Origin of the sequence: Achromobacter sp. HZ01, assembly GCF_003267925.1 — a bacterium.
In the GTDB taxonomy this organism is placed as follows: Bacteria; Pseudomonadota; Gammaproteobacteria; order Burkholderiales; family Burkholderiaceae_B; genus Achromobacter; species Achromobacter pulmonis_A.
Map to the genome: position 1 here is coordinate 909,182 of NZ_LWKV01000001.1, position 15,306 is coordinate 924,487.

Annotated in this window: 16 protein-coding genes; 10 read left to right on the forward strand and 6 right to left on the reverse strand. The window is 69.8% G+C overall.

What is annotated here, in order from left to right:
* The first annotated feature begins 1 nt into the window (after position 1).
* Together A6B37_RS04365 and A6B37_RS04370 are read left to right on the forward strand one after the other, a co-directional pair.
* On the forward strand, positions 2-823 hold the full coding sequence (locus tag A6B37_RS04365; protein WP_102771849.1) for a transporter substrate-binding domain-containing protein: 822 nt from the start codon (positions 2-4) through the stop codon (positions 821-823).
* Positions 824-850: 27 nt separating this feature from the next.
* Positions 851-1,435, forward strand: a complete 585-nt coding sequence (locus A6B37_RS04370; RefSeq protein ID WP_102771848.1) for a YigZ family protein — start codon at positions 851-853, stop codon at positions 1,433-1,435.
* A 14-nt stretch (positions 1,436-1,449) separates the two neighbouring features.
* Here the strand turns inward: A6B37_RS04370 and A6B37_RS04375 are convergent, their stop codons facing one another.
* The 5 genes from A6B37_RS04375 to A6B37_RS04395 form a co-directional block, all read right to left on the reverse strand.
* On the reverse strand, positions 1,450-2,448 hold the full coding sequence (locus A6B37_RS04375; protein WP_168202107.1) for a M48 family metallopeptidase: 999 nt from the start codon (positions 2,446-2,448) through the stop codon (positions 1,450-1,452).
* Between the two features lie 10 nt (positions 2,449-2,458).
* Positions 2,459-3,634: a YjgN family protein gene (locus A6B37_RS04380; RefSeq protein ID WP_111825015.1), complete on the reverse strand. Its 1,176-nt coding sequence runs from the start codon at positions 3,632-3,634 to the stop codon at positions 2,459-2,461.
* A gap of 198 nt (positions 3,635-3,832) precedes the next feature.
* A complete protein-coding gene (locus tag A6B37_RS04385) occupies positions 3,833-4,207 on the reverse strand; it encodes a thioredoxin family protein (protein WP_111825016.1) in 375 nt (124 codons plus the stop codon).
* A 143-nt stretch (positions 4,208-4,350) separates the two neighbouring features.
* Positions 4,351-5,355 carry an LLM class flavin-dependent oxidoreductase gene (locus A6B37_RS04390; protein WP_111825017.1) on the reverse strand — a complete coding sequence of 335 codons (1,005 nt, stop codon included), beginning with the start codon at positions 5,353-5,355 and terminating at the stop codon, positions 4,351-4,353.
* A gap of 178 nt (positions 5,356-5,533) precedes the next feature.
* Positions 5,534-6,826, reverse strand: coding sequence for an NCS2 family permease (locus A6B37_RS04395; protein WP_102771373.1), 1,293 nt, complete (start codon positions 6,824-6,826; stop codon positions 5,534-5,536).
* A 68-nt stretch (positions 6,827-6,894) separates the two neighbouring features.
* Between A6B37_RS04395 and tsaD the strand changes: the two genes are divergently transcribed.
* Positions 6,895-7,929: a tRNA (adenosine(37)-N6)-threonylcarbamoyltransferase complex transferase subunit TsaD gene (gene tsaD, locus A6B37_RS04400; protein ID WP_111825018.1), complete on the forward strand. Its 1,035-nt coding sequence runs from the start codon at positions 6,895-6,897 to the stop codon at positions 7,927-7,929.
* A 24-nt stretch (positions 7,930-7,953) separates the two neighbouring features.
* Here tsaD and plsY read toward each other — a convergent pair whose 3' ends face one another.
* Positions 7,954-8,595, reverse strand: coding sequence for a glycerol-3-phosphate 1-O-acyltransferase PlsY (gene plsY / locus A6B37_RS04405; protein ID WP_102771371.1), 642 nt, complete (start codon positions 8,593-8,595; stop codon positions 7,954-7,956).
* Between the two features lie 183 nt (positions 8,596-8,778).
* Here plsY and surE point away from each other — a divergent pair, with 183 nt between their 5' ends.
* From surE to rlmD, 7 genes are all read left to right on the forward strand, one after another.
* A complete protein-coding gene (surE, locus tag A6B37_RS04410; protein WP_102771370.1) occupies positions 8,779-9,537 on the forward strand; it encodes a 5'/3'-nucleotidase SurE in 759 nt (252 codons plus the stop codon).
* Positions 9,522-10,346 (forward strand): protein-L-isoaspartate(D-aspartate) O-methyltransferase, encoded by an 825-nt coding sequence (locus tag A6B37_RS04415; protein ID WP_168202108.1) that lies wholly within the window; start codon positions 9,522-9,524, stop codon positions 10,344-10,346. The genes surE and A6B37_RS04415 overlap by 16 nt, the downstream gene beginning before the upstream one ends.
* A gap of 17 nt (positions 10,347-10,363) precedes the next feature.
* A complete protein-coding gene (locus A6B37_RS04420; protein ID WP_102771369.1) occupies positions 10,364-11,215 on the forward strand; it encodes a peptidoglycan DD-metalloendopeptidase family protein in 852 nt (283 codons plus the stop codon).
* On the forward strand, positions 11,212-11,991 hold the full coding sequence (locus A6B37_RS04425) for a 3'-5' exonuclease (protein WP_102771368.1): 780 nt from the start codon (positions 11,212-11,214) through the stop codon (positions 11,989-11,991). Before A6B37_RS04420 ends, A6B37_RS04425 begins: the two co-directional genes overlap by 4 nt.
* A 156-nt stretch (positions 11,992-12,147) precedes the next feature.
* Entirely contained in the window at positions 12,148-12,738 is a 591-nt protein-coding gene (locus A6B37_RS04430) for a hypothetical protein (protein WP_111825019.1), read from the forward strand.
* Positions 12,739-13,017: 279 nt separating this feature from the next.
* Positions 13,018-13,770 carry a TorF family putative porin gene (locus A6B37_RS04435; protein WP_102771366.1) on the forward strand — a complete coding sequence of 251 codons (753 nt, stop codon included), beginning with the start codon at positions 13,018-13,020 and terminating at the stop codon, positions 13,768-13,770.
* Between the two features lie 85 nt (positions 13,771-13,855).
* On the forward strand, positions 13,856-15,298 hold the full coding sequence (gene rlmD / locus A6B37_RS04440; protein WP_111825020.1) for a 23S rRNA (uracil(1939)-C(5))-methyltransferase RlmD: 1,443 nt from the start codon (positions 13,856-13,858) through the stop codon (positions 15,296-15,298).
* The last annotated feature ends 8 nt before the right edge of the window (positions 15,299-15,306 follow it).

The following is a 15,306-nucleotide window of genomic DNA, read 5'->3' on the forward strand; positions in this document are numbered from 1 at the left end:
CATGGCGACCCGCAACCTGTCCGCCCGTCTGAGGCTGCTCGCGCTCGGCGCCTGCCTGGCGCTGTCGGGCGCGGCGCAGGCGCAGCCCGAAGCCTTCGCCGCGGCGCGCGCGCGCGGCGAGCTGGTGGTGGGCGTGCCGTACCTGGCGCCGCCGCCCGCGGCCGGCGCCAAGATCCGCACGCCGGACGGGCTGGACGCCGCCATGGCCGAGCGGCTCGGGCAGAGCCTGGGTCTGCCGGTGCGGCTGCGCGAGCTGCCGCCGGCCGCCGCCGCGGCCGCGCTCGCGGCGGGCGAGGTGGATCTCGCTCTGGCCGAGGGCGGCGCGGACCAGCCGGGCCCGGTCGCCGCGCAGCCCACGGGCTACGCCTATCGCCCCAAGGCCGTGATCCGCAGCGACACCCGCCTGCGCCAGCCGGCCGACGCGCGCGGACGCAGCGTCTGCATGGCCGAGGCCGCGTCGGCCTCGCGCGAACTGGCGCAGCGCTGGGGCGCGGTGGTGCGCACCTATCGCGTGCCGTCCGACGCCCTGGTCGCGGTGCGCGAAGGCAGCTGCGACATCGGCCTGGTGGACGACGCGGTGTGGGAGCCGCTGATGCGCTTTCCGGAATGGAAGAAGTTTTCGTCCACCCTGGCCGCCGACGGCGCGCGGCATGAACGCGTCTGGCTGCTGCCGGCCGACGCCGCGGCCAGCCGGGGCTGGCTGGCGCAGGAAATGCGCGCCTGGGAGCGCGCCGGCGCCTGGCGCGCCATGACCGCCAAATGGGCGCGCGACGTCGCCTTCGACGTCTATCTGGACCAGGAAGTGCCCGACTGCCACGGCTAGCGTCGCGCTGCACTTACAATGCCGGGCATGACGCACACGCTGACCGCGCCCTGTTCCTACCAGGAAGACATCAAGAAAAGCCGCTTCGCCGCCTACGCGGCGCCGGTGGCGACGGTGGAGGAGGCCATGCGCTTCTTCGCCGAACACAGCGACCCCGAGGCGACCCACAACTGCTGGGCCTACCGCATCGGCCAGGAATACCGCTTCAACGACGACGGCGAGCCGGGCGGCACCGCCGGCCGCCCCATACTGCAGGCCATCGAAGGCCAGGACATGGACCGGGTGGCCGTGCTGGTGGTGCGCTGGTTCGGGGGTGTGAAGCTGGGGGCGGGCGGCCTGGTGCGCGCCTATGGCGGCTGCGCGGCGAACTGCTTGCGGCTGGGGCAGCGCACCGAAATCGTGGACCTCGCCACGGTTTCCTGCAGCTGCGGCTTTGCCGAACTGCCGCTGCTCAAATCCCGGCTGGCGCAGGCCGGCGCCGCCATCGTGCAAGAGGATTTCAACGAAGCCGGCGTGACGCTGCGCTTTTCCGTGCCGCGCGGCGCGGTTGATGAACTGGCGCTGACCGTGGCCAACATCACGCGCGGGCGGGCAGGGTGGGAGGTGGAGTGACCGGGGCGCGCTGACTACCGGCGCGCGCGGATCGCATCCACCCGTTCCTGCGTGGGCGGATGGCTCGACAGCCAGCCCGGCAGGCCCTCGCCCGACGCCGCGCTCAGGCGCTCGAGCATGAGCGCCAGCGTGTCGGGATTCTTGCCGGCCCGTCGCATCAGGGCGGCCCCGCGCGCGTCGGCTTCACGCTCGAGGCCGCGCGAATAGCCCAGGTCGAGCAGGCCGGCGCCCAGCGTGCCGAGGTCGTATACGGCGCCGACGCCATCCCCGGTTATGAGCATGAGCACGACGGACAGGCCCGCGAGGCGGCCCAGGCGGCGCATGCCGTGCCGGTACTCGACGTGGGAGATCTCGTGCGCGAGCACGCCGGCCAGGTCGGCGGGCCGGGGCGCCAGCGCAACCAGCTCGTCGGTGACCACGACCTGGCCGCCGGGCAAGGCCAGCGCATTGGCGCCCACCAGCTTGCCGCCGCGCCGAAAAATCAGCCCGAGGCTGCCGGGCGGCGCGCTGGCATGGACGGCCAGATCGTTGAATTCGGCCTCGATGGCCTGTCGCGTGGCAACGGGCAGATCGCTGTGTTGAAAGGAGAGGCGGTCCAGCGTGTCCAGCAACGCGGCGCCGATGCGGGCCTCGGCCGCGCGCGGCACGAAACGCGATGCCGCGTCGCCCAGCCAGGGCACGGCCCAGAGCAGTCCGATGAGCACCGCCACCAGGGCCAGCGCCGCCGTCAGCGTGAGCCGCAACGTGCCGAGGCGTTCCAGGCGGTGCAACAGGCCAGGTCCGCGGCGGCTCAGGGCGTCGACCCGGTCGTTGTCGAAGGTCTCGAACACGGCGCCGCCGGGCAAGGTCGCGCGCCGCGCCGTATCGGCGATGCGGCTGGACCAGCGCAGCGCGCTGGGCGCCAGCACCCGCCGCGTACCGCCATCGTCCAGCAGCAGGGAACCGTCGGCTTGCCGCGTGAGCGTGGCCGGGCGGTGCGCGGCGGCGCCGGACTCGAACAGCCGGCCCCGCACCGGACCGGGATCAGAACATGGCCGCGCTGCCAAAGCCTTCGAGCTCGCTGAATTCGCCGCCGAAGCTGCCTGGCGCGTGCTGCTGCCGCGAGACCAGGTCGTCCAGTCCCGGCGCGGCCAGCACGGTCAGGCTTTGTGTCAGGTAGCGGTAGTGGCGCACGCGCGCCCAGGGGTAGGCCAGCCCGAGCGTGACGACGGCGGCCACCAGGCCGGAAATCACGATCCAGATCAGGACCAGCGGCGACAGCCGGCTCTGCATGCGGTGTCCGCCCGTCAGGGTCAGGCGCTTGAACAGCTCGTTGCGCAGGCAGGCGCCGTAGTACAGCCCGGCGATGAAAAACGCGGCGTAGAAGCTGGGGCCCAGCGCCGCGATGAGCAGCTTGAGCAGGCCCGAATCATAGGCCGGAGGCCGGCCCTCGGGGGCGTACAGGAAGGCGTACCAGTCGAGCGCCAGCGTCTCCATCGAGACGTCGATGCCATCGGCCGCGGCGACGGCGGCCGCCAGCAGCAGGCCCAGGATCATGATCACGAAGAACACCAGGATGCTGAGGACGAGCGCGCCGTACAGCGCGCCCAGCCGCGGGGTGCTGGCGAAGGCGGCGTTGCCGTAGCGGTAGCCGCCGGCCACGTAGCGCCCCGCCATGCGCGAGGCGAGCGGGGTCAGCAGCCCGAGCGTCAATACCGCGATCGCGGGCATGAGCAGAAAGACGCAAGCCGCGCGCATGTAATTGCCCTGAAAGCCGAAACGCACGTTCCTCCAGGACATCATGGCCGCGCTGAAACGCAGGCCCGCGTTGACCGTCCAGGACAGGAGGCACAGGATGGCGATGGTGACGGCCAGGCTGCCGGCCGGCGAGAGCCGGCTGATTATGGAAGCGGCGACGAGCACCGCCAACGCGATGATCCGGCCGACAAGAATCTGCCGGCCTGTCGCGTGATAGTCGAAGCTGTGGCCGTCGATGCGCGTGTGCCCGTAGAACCAGCGCCGCGTGCGCACCTTGGCCCAGGCGGACCAGACGCCCAGCGTGACGACGGTGAGCAGCACGTTCACGATCCAGACGCGGAAGTAATCGAGCGCGCGGCCGTGGAATTCGACCGGCAGGGTGCGCCGCGGGCCTGCGGCGGAATCGGTGGGGAGGGGGGCTGGACCGGGGACCTGATCGCCGGCCGTGATCGGTGGATTCATCGGCACATTTCCAGTGTGGGGGAACGTGCGTGAATCGTATTGAGTATCTATCTCATCTATATATGAGATGGGTCTGATACAAGCTTGCCGGAAAATGGCGGCTTGCGCCGCCCGGTGGGCTGCGCGCGCTGGGCGGTGGTGTGTTTGCCCCGGTGCGCGCGCGCCATGCCCATCCTACGCCATCACGTCAGCGCGCGATTACGCGTCCGAGCCGTTCTGGGCGGCGGCGATTTCCTTGTGGACCTGTTCCATGTCCACTTCCTTGATCTTGGCCAGCAGTTCGTTCAATTGGCCGCCGGACAGGGCGCCGGGCTGCGAGAACAGCAGCACCTTCTCCCGGAAGACCATCAGCGTGGGGATCGAGCGGATGCCCAGCGCGCCGGCCAGTTCCTGTTCGACGTCGGTATTGACCTTGGCGAACGTGACGTCCGGGTGCTCGGTGGCGGCCTGCTCGAAGACCGGGGCGAAGCCGCGGCACGGGCCGCACCAGGGCGCCCAGAAATCGACGATCAGGGTGCCGTCGGGAGTGATGGCATCCTGGAAGCTGTCTTTGGTGAGTTCAACAATACTCATTTTGCATCCTTGCCGCGTGTACGGCGAAAGCGGTGTCGGGGTTGGCGACGCTACGGCGTTCTATGCGCTTTTGGCCATAGTAGAGCGGGTGGCGGTCGCGTCGCAATGGTTGGCGCCGGGAGCGGGCGCGGTCGGGGACGCCTTCAGGCCGTGGCGTCCTGCTTCAGGGCTGCGACGATTTCGAAGGAGCGCAGGCGGTCGGCGATATCGTAGAAATCCGAGACGATCATGACCTCGTCGGCCTCGGTTTCGGCCACCAGCGCCTCCAGCTCGCGCCGCACGGTTTCCGGCCCGCCCACGATGGCGGCGCCCAGTCTTTGATTGACCGCTTCACGCTCCCATTCGTTCCACAGCCCGTCCATGCTGTCGACAGGCGGCTGCAACTGCAGCCGGTTGCCGCGCACCAGGGACAGGAACTTCTGCTGCTGCGTGGTGGCCTGGCGGCGGGCCTGCTCGTCGGTTTCCGCGGCCACCACCGGCACGCCTATCATGGCGTAGGGGCGGGCCAGCGTCGCCGATGGCTTGAACAGGTGGCGGTACAGGCGCATCGCCGCCATGCCCTCGGGCGAGAAATGCCCGGCGAACGAGAACGGCAGGCCCAGTTCGGCCGCCAGCCGCGCGCTGAAATCGCTGGAGCCGAGCAGCCAGATGGGGATGTCCAGGCCTTCGCCGGGTATGGCGCGCACCGGCTGGCCGGGCCGCGAAGGCGCCAGGAAGCCGCGCAGTTCCTCGACCAGCGAGGGGAACTCCAGGCCGCTGCGCGGGCCGCGGCGCAGCGCGTGCTGCGTGGCGCCGTCGCTGCCTGGCGCGCGCCCCAGGCCCAGGTCGATACGCCCCGGGTACAGGGTTTCGAGCGTGCCGAACTGTTCGGCGATGATCAGCGGCGCGTGGTTGGGCAGCATGACGCCGCCCGAACCCACCCGCAGGGTGCTGGTGTGCGCCGCCACGTGGCCGATCAGCACCGCGGTGGCGCTGCTGGCCACGCCGTTGATGTTGTGGTGCTCGGCCAGCCAGAAGCGGCGGTAGCCCAGGCGCTCGACGTGCTGCGCCAGCGCCACCGTGTTGCGGAAGGCGTCGGCGGCGTCGCGGCCCTGCACGATGGGGGCCAGGTCGAGGACGGAAAACGGGATGCGGGCCAGGCTGCTCATCGGACTGCCCTGCAGGAGGGGGTGGGACGGTTGAAACGCAAGGTGGACTCCATATACAGGATACTTGGGGAGTGTATCGGCGATTTCAACCGCGGCCGCCAGCAACCTTATGCGCTGGCGGGTTGTATGGATTCAATCTATGTCCCCGATTGACGGGGACAATCGACGCAGCGTGCCGCTAGCCCGGATAGAAGGCGTAGCGGATCACGAACAGGGCCGCGACCAGCCAGGTGGCGGGATGCACGTCGCGCACCCGGCCGGTGGCGGTCTTGAGCACCACATAGCTGATGAAGCCGAAGGCGATGCCGTTGGCGATCGAATACGTGAACGGCATGACCAGCGCGGTCAGCGCGGCCGGCGTGGCCTCGCACACGTCGTTCCAGTCGATGTCGATCAGCTCGCGCATCATCAGGCCGGCCACGTACAGCAGGGCGGGCGCGGTGGCGTAGGCCGGCACGGCGCCGGCCAGCGGCGAGATGAAGAGCGCGGCCAGAAACAGCAGCGCCACCACCAGCGCGGTCAGGCCGGTGCGTCCGCCCGCCTGCACGCCGGAGGCGCTTTCCACGTAGGCCGTGGTGCTGCTGGTGCCCAGCATCGAGCCGGCCACGATGGCCGAGCTGTCGGCGAACAGCGCGCGGCCCAGGCGGTTGGGCTTGTTCTCGGGCATCAGGCCGGCGCGCCGGGCCACGCCCACCAGCGTGCCGGTGGCGTCGAACACTTCGACCAGCACGAACACCAGGATCACGTGCACGAAGCCGCTGTGCAGGGCGCCCAGGATGTCCAGCTTGAACAGCGTCGGCGCCAGGCTGGGCGGCGCGGCGAAGATGCCCTTGAATTCGTTGTAGCCCAGCGCCATCGACAGCAGCGTGACCGCGACGATGCCGATCAGGATGGCGCCGCGCACGCGCAGCGCGTCCAGCGCGGCGATGATGAAAAAGCCCAGGATCGCGAACAGCGGGCCGGGCTTGGTCAGGTCGCCCAGCGTGACCTTGGTCGCCGGATGCGCGACCACGATGTCGGCGTTCGACAGCGCGATAATGGCCAGGAACAGCCCGATGCCCGCGGCGATGGCGCTGCGCAGCGAATGCGGGATGCCCTTGACCAGCCATACCCGGATGCCGGAGATCGTCAGGAACAGGAAAATCACGCCGGAGATGAACACCGCGCCCAGCGCCTGCTCCCAGGTGTAGCCCATGGTCTTGACCACGGTGAAGGCGAAGAACGCGTTCAGGCCCATGCCCGGGGCCATGCCGATCGGCCAGTTGGCGATCAGCGCCATCACCAGCGAGCCCAGCGCGGCGGCCAGGCAGGTGGCCACGAACACGGCGTTGCGGTCCATGCCCGTCGACGACAGGATGTCCGGATTGACGAATATGATGTACGACATCGTCAGGAATGTCGTCAGGCCCGCCACGAGCTCGGTACGGGCGTTCGTACCGTGTTCACGCAGCTTGAATAGCTTCTCCAGCATTCGAGTCCCCAGTATGTTTAACAGGCTTGCGGGCCGCTATTTTCGCATCAGTTGTAAACTCTGCCGCCATGATTATTCTCGGCTTTGAAAGCTCCTGCGACGAGACCGGCGTCGCGGCCGTCTGTACGGAACGCGGCCTGCTGGCCCACGCGCTGCACACCCAGATCGCCATGCACCAGGAATACGGCGGCGTGGTGCCGGAACTCGCCTCGCGCGACCACATCCGCCGCGTCATCCCGCTGACCCGCCAGGTGCTGGACGAAGCGGGCCTGCAGATGTCCGACGTGGGCGCGGTGGCCTACACCGCCGGCCCCGGCCTGGCCGGGGCCCTGCTGGTGGGCGCCAGCGTCGCGCAGTCGTTCGCCTGGGCGCGCCATCTGCCGGCCATCGGCATCCATCACCTGGAAGGGCACCTGCTGTCGCCCATGCTGGCCGACCCGCGGCCCGACTTCCCCTTCGTGGCGCTGCTGGTGTCCGGCGGCCATACCCAGCTGATGCGGGTCGACGGCGTGGGCCGCTACGAACTGCTGGGCGAAACGCTGGACGACGCCGCCGGCGAGGCCTTCGACAAATCCGCCAAGCTGATGGGCCTGGGCTATCCGGGCGGCCCCGCGCTGGCCCGGCTGGCCGCCAGCGGCGAGGCCGCGCGCTTCGACCTGCCGCGCCCCATGCTGCACAGCGGCGACCTGGATTTCAGCTTCAGCGGCCTGAAAACCGCCGTCCTGACCCGGGTCAAGGCCGCCGAGGCGGCGGGCGGCCTGGACGAACAGACCCGCGCCGACCTCGCCGCGGCCACGCAGGCGGCCATCGTCGAGGTGCTGGCGGCCAAGGCCGTCCGCGCGCTCAAGCAGACCGGCCTGAAGCGGCTGGTGGTGGCCGGCGGCGTGGGCGCCAACCAGTTGCTGCGCGCCCGCCTGGCGGCCGCGCTCAAGCCGCTGAAGGCGACCGCCTATTTCCCGCCGCTGGCGCTATGCACCGACAACGGCGCGATGATCGCGTTCGCGGCGGCCGAGCGGGTCAAGGCCGGGCTGGCGGTGCTGGATGCCGACGCGCCGCACAGCTTTACGGTCAGGCCCCGGTGGGACCTGGCGGAGATCGGTTGAGCGGGCAGGGCGCCGCGCCGCCGCCTATTTCTTCTTGCCGCCGCCGATCCGGCTTTCCGTGCCCTGCACCAGGCGCGTGATGTTGGCGCGGTGGCGGTAGAACAGCAGCACGCCGATGATGACCAGCGCCACGCCCATGGCGGGCTGGGCGCGCCAGGCCAGGCCGGAGCCGAACACGTAGTACACGGGGGCGAAGAACGCCGCCACCAGCGAGGCAAGCGAGGAATAGCGGAAGAAGATGGCGACGATCAGCCAGGTCGCGGCCGTGGCCACCGCCAGCCAGGGCTGGATCGCCACCAGCACGCCCAGCGCGGTGGCCACGCCCTTGCCGCCCTTGAAGCCCAGGAACACCGGATACAGGTGGCCCACGAAAGCGGCCAGCGCCACCGCCGACAGCGGCCCGACGGGTATGCCGGGAGCGAGCTTTTCGGCCAGCCAGATCGCGAACCAGCCCTTGGCGGCGTCGCCCAGCAGGGTCAGCGCGGCGGCGGTCTTGTTGCCGGTGCGCAGCACGTTGGTGGCGCCGGGGTTCTTGGAGCCGTAGCTGCGCGGGTCCTGCAGGCCCATGAGCTTGCTGACCACCACCGCGAACGGCACCGAGCCGATCAGGTAGGCCAGCAGGATGAGCGCAAGATGGAACGCGAAGGAGGTTGCGGTGATCGCCATGGAAAGGGGGAGTCCGTTGGTATGTCGTAATGGCTGCGGATTCTACCGCGCCGCGCGTCGCGCCCGGCTACGGGTTATCGAGCGGGGCGCCGCCGCCCGGACCTCAACCCCGTCATCCGGATGGCCTCCGCGGACGGTACAATCGGACACGTCCACCGTGTCTTGTTTTCTTTCGGATGCACAATGCGAATTCTGGTTTCGAACGATGATGGTTACTCCGCCCCCGGGCTCGAAGCGCTGGTGTCGGCGCTGCAAGGCCTGGGCGACCTCACCGTCGTCGCGCCCGAGACCAACCACAGCGGCGCCTCCAACTCCCTCACGCTGAACCGCCCCTTGTCGGTGCGCACCGCCTCCAACGGCTTCATCGCGGTCAACGGCACGCCGTCGGACTGCGTGCACGTGGCGCTCACCGGCCTGATGGACGCGCGCCCGGACCTGGTGGTCTCGGGCATCAACAACGGCGCCAACATGGGCGACGACACGCTTTATTCGGGCACCGTGGCCGCGGCCAGCGAAGGCTATCTGTTCGGCATTCCCGCCATCGCCTTCTCGCTGGCCGAAAAAGGCTGGGCCCACATCGAAGACGCCGCGCGCGCCGCGCGCCAGGTGGTGGAGCGCCATCTGGCCCAGCCGCTGGCCGCGCCGGTGCTGCTCAACGTCAACATTCCCAGCCGCCGCTACGAAGACATGCGCGGCTTCGCCGTCACCCGCCTGGGCAAGCGCCATCCGTCGCAGCCGGTGGTGCGCACCACCACGCCTTACGGCGACACGGTGTACTGGATCGGCCCCGTGGGCCTGGCGGCCGACGCGGCTCCGGGCACGGACTTCCATGCCGTCGAGCAGGGCACCGTGTCGGTCACGCCGCTGCGGCTGGACCTGACCCAGCACAGCCAGCTCGACGAGATCCGTAACTGGGCGGAGCCGCTATGCGCAAACGCATAAGCCAGCCGGACGTGTCGCAGCCCGTGCCCGGCCGCAGCGGCCCGGCGCGCTACGACTCTGGCCGGCTCAGCCCCGGCGTCACGCCGGCCAACAGCAATACCCGGATTTCCGCGGCCACGCTGCCGCGCCAGGCCCAGGCGCCGGCGCCGGCCTCCGGCGGCAACCTGGGCCTGAACTCCGACCGCCTGCGCCAGGCCATGGTGCAGCGCCTGCGCGCGCAAGGCATCAGCGACGAGCGCGTGCTCAACGCGATGGGCGCGGTGCCGCGCCACCTGTTCGTCGACGAGGCGCTGGCCAGCCGCGCCTACGAAGACGCGGCGCTGCCCATCGGCCATTCGCAAACCATTTCACAGCCCTGGGTGGTGGCGCGCATGATCGCCGCGGTCTGCGAGGACCGCGCGCCCACGCGGGTGCTGGAAGTCGGCGCCGGCTGCGGCTACCAGGCCGCGGTGCTGGCGCAGTTCGTGCGCGAGGTGCATACCATCGAGCGCATCCGCGGACTGTACGAACTGGCGCGCGGACACCTGCGCGCCTTGCGGCTGACGACGAGGATACGCCTCATCTACGGCGACGGCATGCTGGGCCTGCCCGGCGTGGCGCCGTTCGATGCTATCGTTGTGGCTGCCGCTGGCCTGGCCATCCCGCAAGCGCTGCTTTCGCAGCTGGCGCCGGGGGGCCGCCTGATCGCTCCGGAAGGGGGCGCCAACCAGCGCCTGGTTCTGATCGAACGCACGGGCGCGGCCAGCTGGAAACGCACAGAATTAGAGGCCGTGCGCTTTGTGCCGCTACGGGCCGGAATACAATCTTGAGCAAACAGGAGAAACGTATGCTCAACGGGCAGTTGCAACTGACCGATATCACTCTGGGCGCGCCGTCGGCGCGCCTGCGTCGCCCGCTCTTCATCGCGGGGGCGCTCAGCCTGGCCATCCTGGCTGGCTGCGCATCCAAAGGCACTCGCGCGCCCGTGGTCGACATGACCGGCGGGCAGCCCGCGCCCGCCACCCAGCCCGGCGGCACCTATGTGGTCAAGCCGGGCGACACGCTATACAAGATCGCCCGCGCCAACAACGTGGACATCGAGAACGTCAAGCGCTGGAACAACCTCAGCGACCCCAACCAGATCTCCGTCGGCCAGGTGCTGAAGATGTCGGGCAGCGCCACCGGCGGCGCGCAGACCGCGCCGATCACCGGCACCAAGACGCAGCCGCGTCCGCTGGACCAGCCCGAAACCACCACGCCGCCGCCCGAAACCACGCCGACCCCGGCGCCGGCCCCGGTCGAGACCAAGCCCGCCACGCGCGCCGCCGACGCCGGCGTCATCAACTGGGGCTGGCCGGCCAACGGCCAGATCGTGCAGGGCTTCAACGCCAGCAGCAAGGGCATCGACATCGCCGGCGCGCTGGGCGATCCGGTCATCGCCGCGGCCGACGGCCTGGTCAAGTACAGCGGCAACGGCGTGCGCGGCCTGGGCAACCTCATCATCGTGGAGCACCAGAACGGCTTCATCACGGCCTATGCCCACAACCGTTCGGTGCTGGTCAAGACCGGCCAGACGGTCAAGCGCGGCGCCAAGATCGCCGAACTCGGCCAGAGCGACACGACCTCGCCGCGCCTGCACTTCGAAATCCGCCGCCAGGGCCAGCCGGTGGACCCCATGCAATACCTGCCCGCGCGATGACGCCCACCCTGGTATTCGACCTGGAAACCATCCCCGACGCCGAGGGGCTGCGCAAGCTCAACGGCTGGGGGCCCGAGGTTTCCGACCAGGAAGTGATCGAGCGCGCGCTGGCCGCGCGCCGCGAGGCGGTGGGCCACGACTTCCTGCCGCTGCACCTGCACAAGGTGGCGGTGGTGGGCTGCGTGTTCCGCGACGACCAGGGCTTTCGCGTCAAGACGCTGGGCCAGGCCGACGACCCCGAGGCCGCCTTGCTGGCGGGCTTCTTCAAGACCATCGAACGCTACACGCCCAAGCTCGTGAGCTGGAACGGTTCGGGTTTCGACCTGCCGGTGCTGCACTACCGCAGCCTGATCCAGGGCGTGCCCGCGCCGCGCTACTGGGACATGGGCGAGGAAGACCGCGATTTCAAGTTCAACAACTACATCTCGCGCTACCACTCGCGCCACCTGGACCTGATGGACCTGCTGGCCAAGTACAACGGCCGCGCCAACGCGCCGCTGGACGAGCTGGCCAAGCTCTGCGGCTTTCCCGGCAAGCTGGGCATGGACGGCAGCAAGGTCTGGGAAGCCTGGAGCCAGGGCCGCGCCGACGAAGTGCGCGCCTATTGCGAGACCGACGTGGTCAACACCTGGCTGGTGTACTGCCGCTTCCGCTTCCTGCGCGGCGAACTCGACCGCGCCGCCTACGAGGCCGAGATCGCGCTGGTGCGCGACACCCTCGGCGCCAGCGACGCGCCGCACTGGAAGGAATACATGGCGGCCTGGGACGCCAACTGAGCGCAACACACCCGCGCAAAGGACGCCCCGCGCAAAGGGTGCCCCGCGCAAGGACGCCCCGCGCAATCGACTGAAACATCGCTTGCGCGCGCGAAACCCGGCTGAAACCGGGCGAATCGCACAATGGTCTCGCTTTCTTCACTCAAGGAGACCCACATGTCCCGATTCGCTATCCGCTCCAACCTGGCCGCTCTCGCTTTCGTCGTCGCTACCGGCGGCCTCGCGGCCGGCGCCGTCATGGCTGCTCCCACGGCTGACGGCGGCCCCGCCGCCATGCAGCAGCGCCATCACGGCGGCGGCGGCTTCCACAAAGCCATGCGCGACGGCCTGATGATTCCCGGCCTGGGTCCCGTGACCAAGGCGCAGGTCGCCGAACTCAAGCTGGACGAAAAACAGCAGGCCCTGTTCAAGACCGCCCAGGACAGCCAGCGCAGCCTGCACGAGGCGCGCCGCGAGGCCGGCGGCAAGCGCCATGACCTGCTCAAGGCGCAGCTCGACAGCGGCAAGCTGGACCCGCGGGCGCTGATCGAAGCGTCCGACAAGTCGCGCGACGCCTTCGGCGCGCAGGCCAAGCAGGTGCGCGACCAGTGGCTGGCCGTCTGGGACAGCCTGAACGACACCCAGCGCGGCCAGGTCACCGCGATGGTCAAGGAGCGCCAGGCCCGCATGCAGGAGCGCCACGCCAAGATGGAAGCGCGCCACGGCAAGGGCAAGGCGCCCGCCGAAACGGCCCCGGCCGCCAACTGAACCCCGCACCCCGGCCGCAAGGCCGGCCGGTGATCGCAGCCCCCGCCACGCCTGCGCGTGCCGGGGGCTCCCTGTTTTGGAGCATGGCGGCGCGCGGGCTGCACGCCGCTGGTGCATGAAAGGGCGATTCCGGGCGCTTCGGGGCTGCCGCCTGCGGCATCCGCGGCCTGGCATGGACATTGCTTGATGAGTCGGTAACCGGCCGCCGCTCCTGGCTGGCCGGCGCGGACGCGCCCGGAGGCCGTCCGCCTCCCTCGAATCCGACCAGGACTTTGCACCATGAAGAAGACGCTGCCCGCCTTGCCCTTTGTGCTTGCCGCCAGTTTCGCCGCGCCCGCGCTGGCCGAACCCACCGACCTGGGCGGCGGATTCGCGCTCAGCGGCAATGCCGCCATCGTCAGCGACTACCGGTTCCGCGGCTACTCGCAAACCGATTTCCGCCCGGCCGTGCAGCTGGGCTTCGACCTGACCCACAGCTCCGGCTTCTACCTGGGCAACTGGAACTCCAACGTCTCCGACTTCGTCTTCACCGACGGCAACCTGGAAATGGATTTCTATGGCGGCTGGAAGGGCGACGTCGGCGGCGGCTTCGCGCTCGACGCCGGCGTGCTGCATTACTACTATCCGGGCTCCAGCTCGCCCAAGGGCGGCAATTACAACAACACCGACCTGTACCTGGGCGTCTCCTACGGCAGCTACAGCCTGAAGTACTCGTACACGCCCAGCGATTTCTTCAGTACGCCGGACAGCAAGGGCACCTGGTACCTGGACGGCACGGCCAACTTCGACCTGGGCGACGGCTGGGGCCTGGTGGGCCACGTCGGCTACCAGAAGCTGAAGAACCAGACCGACATGGACGGCGACGCCATCGGCCATTACGTCGACTACAAGCTCGGCGTGACCAAGGACCTCAAGGGCTGGGTGCTGGGCCTGGCCGCCGTGGGCGCGACCCGGGACAACTGGCTGCCCACCAAGTACGGCCACCCCTCAGGGCGGCTGGGCGCGGTGTTTTCGGTGGCGCGCGCCTTCTGAGCGGCGGACGGGCCTCGGGCCATTTCCGGGATCGGGCGCAGTCCTTTTACAATACCGGGTTGCGTGTAATTCTGGACTGCGTGAGATGTCTGACGTTTTGAGTATCGAATCCCTGGACCTGGAAGCCAGGGGTATCGCCCGCCGCGACGGGAAGGTCGTATTCGTGGAAGGCGCCTTGCCGGGCGAGCGGGTCTCGACCGTCACGGTGCGGCGCAAGCCCTCGTACGAGATCGCGCGCGTCGAGGAAGTGCTGCGGCCCTCGTCGCAGCGCGTCGCCCCGCGCTGCCCGCATTTCGGCGTCTGCGGCGGCTGCGCCATGCAGCATCTCGAACCCAGCACGCAGGTGGCCATCAAGCAGCGCTCGCTGGAGGACACGTTCTGGCACGTGGGCAAGCTGCGCCCGGCGCGCATTTTGCCGCCGCTGCAAGGCCCGACCTGGGGCTATCGCTACCGCGCGCGGCTGTCGGTGCGCGTGGTGCCGAAGAAGGGCGGGGTGCTGGTGGGCTTTCACGAACGCAAGAGCAGCTACGTGGCCGACATGCGTGAATGCCACGTCCTGCCGCGCCACGTCAGCGACCTGCTGCTGCCGCTGCGGGCCATGATCGCCTCGATGTCGGCGCCGGACCGGATGCCGCAGATCGAGGTGTCGCTGGGCGAGGGCGTGACCGCGCTGGTGCTGCGCCATCTGCTGCCGCTGACCGACGGCGACATCGCCATCCTGCGCGCCTTCGCCGCCAGGCACAACGTGCAGTGGTGGCTGCAGGCCAAGGGGCCGGACACCGTGCATCCGCTGGAGCGCGAGCACGGCGACGCGCTGGCCTACGCCATGCCGGAGTTCGGCCTGCGCATGCCGTACCGGCCCACCGACTTCACCCAGGTCAATCACGCCATCAACCGCGCCATGGTGTCGCGCGCGCTGCAGCTGCTGGAAGTGCAGCCCACCGACCGCGTGGCCGACCTGTTCTGCGGCCTGGGCAATTTCACGCTGCCGCTGGCCACGCAGGCGCGCGAAGCCGTGGGCGTCGAGGGCAGCAAGGCGCTGACCGACCGCGCGCTCGAGGCCGCCTCGCGCCACGGCCTGGCCAGCAGCACCAGCTTTGCGACCCTGAACCTGTTCGAGGTCGACGTGGACTGGCTGCGCGGCCTGGGCTATTTCGACCGCATGCTGATCGACCCGCCGCGCGAGGGCGCGCAGGCCGTGTCGCAGGCCCTGTCGCAGCTGGAGCCGCAGGAGCGTCCGCGCCGCATCGTCTACGTGTCCTGTAATCCGGCCACGCTGGCGCGCGACGCCGCCATCCTGGTGCACGAGGGCGGCTATGTGCTCAAGAGCGCCGGCGTGATCAATATGTTCCCGCACACCGGCCACGTGGAGTCGATCGCGGTGTTCGAATCGCTGGACGCCGACGGCGTGCATGCGGTGAAGGAGCGCGCGCGCGAACGCGCCGCCCGGGCCGCCGCCGAGGCCGAGGCCGCGCAGGCCGCCAAGCTGGCCGCGGCAGCCGCCGCCGAGGCGCCGGTCCAGGCCTGAAGCGGGCG

What these genes read in the sequence shown, in the direction of transcription:
- A6B37_RS04365 (WP_102771849.1), top strand. Translation starts at nt 2, where the DNA reads ATGGCGACCCGCAACCTGTCCGCCCGTCTGAGGCTGCTCGCGCTCGGC.
- A6B37_RS04370 (WP_102771848.1), top strand. Translation starts at nt 851, where the DNA reads ATGACGCACACGCTGACCGCGCCCTGTTCCTACCAGGAAGACATCAAG.
- A6B37_RS04380 (WP_111825015.1), bottom strand. Translation starts at nt 3,634, where the DNA reads ATGAATCCACCGATCACGGCCGGCGATCAGGTCCCCGGTCCAGCCCCC.
- A6B37_RS04385 (WP_111825016.1), bottom strand. Translation starts at nt 4,207, where the DNA reads ATGAGTATTGTTGAACTCACCAAAGACAGCTTCCAGGATGCCATCACT.
- A6B37_RS04390 (WP_111825017.1), bottom strand. Translation starts at nt 5,355, where the DNA reads ATGAGCAGCCTGGCCCGCATCCCGTTTTCCGTCCTCGACCTGGCCCCC.
- A6B37_RS04395 (WP_102771373.1), bottom strand. Translation starts at nt 6,826, where the DNA reads ATGCTGGAGAAGCTATTCAAGCTGCGTGAACACGGTACGAACGCCCGT.
- tsaD (WP_111825018.1), top strand. Translation starts at nt 6,895, where the DNA reads ATGATTATTCTCGGCTTTGAAAGCTCCTGCGACGAGACCGGCGTCGCG.
- plsY (WP_102771371.1), bottom strand. Translation starts at nt 8,595, where the DNA reads ATGGCGATCACCGCAACCTCCTTCGCGTTCCATCTTGCGCTCATCCTG.
- surE (WP_102771370.1), top strand. Translation starts at nt 8,779, where the DNA reads ATGCGAATTCTGGTTTCGAACGATGATGGTTACTCCGCCCCCGGGCTC.
- A6B37_RS04415 (WP_168202108.1), top strand. Translation starts at nt 9,522, where the DNA reads ATGCGCAAACGCATAAGCCAGCCGGACGTGTCGCAGCCCGTGCCCGGC.
- A6B37_RS04420 (WP_102771369.1), top strand. Translation starts at nt 10,364, where the DNA reads ATGCTCAACGGGCAGTTGCAACTGACCGATATCACTCTGGGCGCGCCG.
- A6B37_RS04425 (WP_102771368.1), top strand. Translation starts at nt 11,212, where the DNA reads ATGACGCCCACCCTGGTATTCGACCTGGAAACCATCCCCGACGCCGAG.
- A6B37_RS04430 (WP_111825019.1), top strand. Translation starts at nt 12,148, where the DNA reads ATGTCCCGATTCGCTATCCGCTCCAACCTGGCCGCTCTCGCTTTCGTC.
- A6B37_RS04435 (WP_102771366.1), top strand. Translation starts at nt 13,018, where the DNA reads ATGAAGAAGACGCTGCCCGCCTTGCCCTTTGTGCTTGCCGCCAGTTTC.
- rlmD (WP_111825020.1), top strand. Translation starts at nt 13,856, where the DNA reads ATGTCTGACGTTTTGAGTATCGAATCCCTGGACCTGGAAGCCAGGGGT.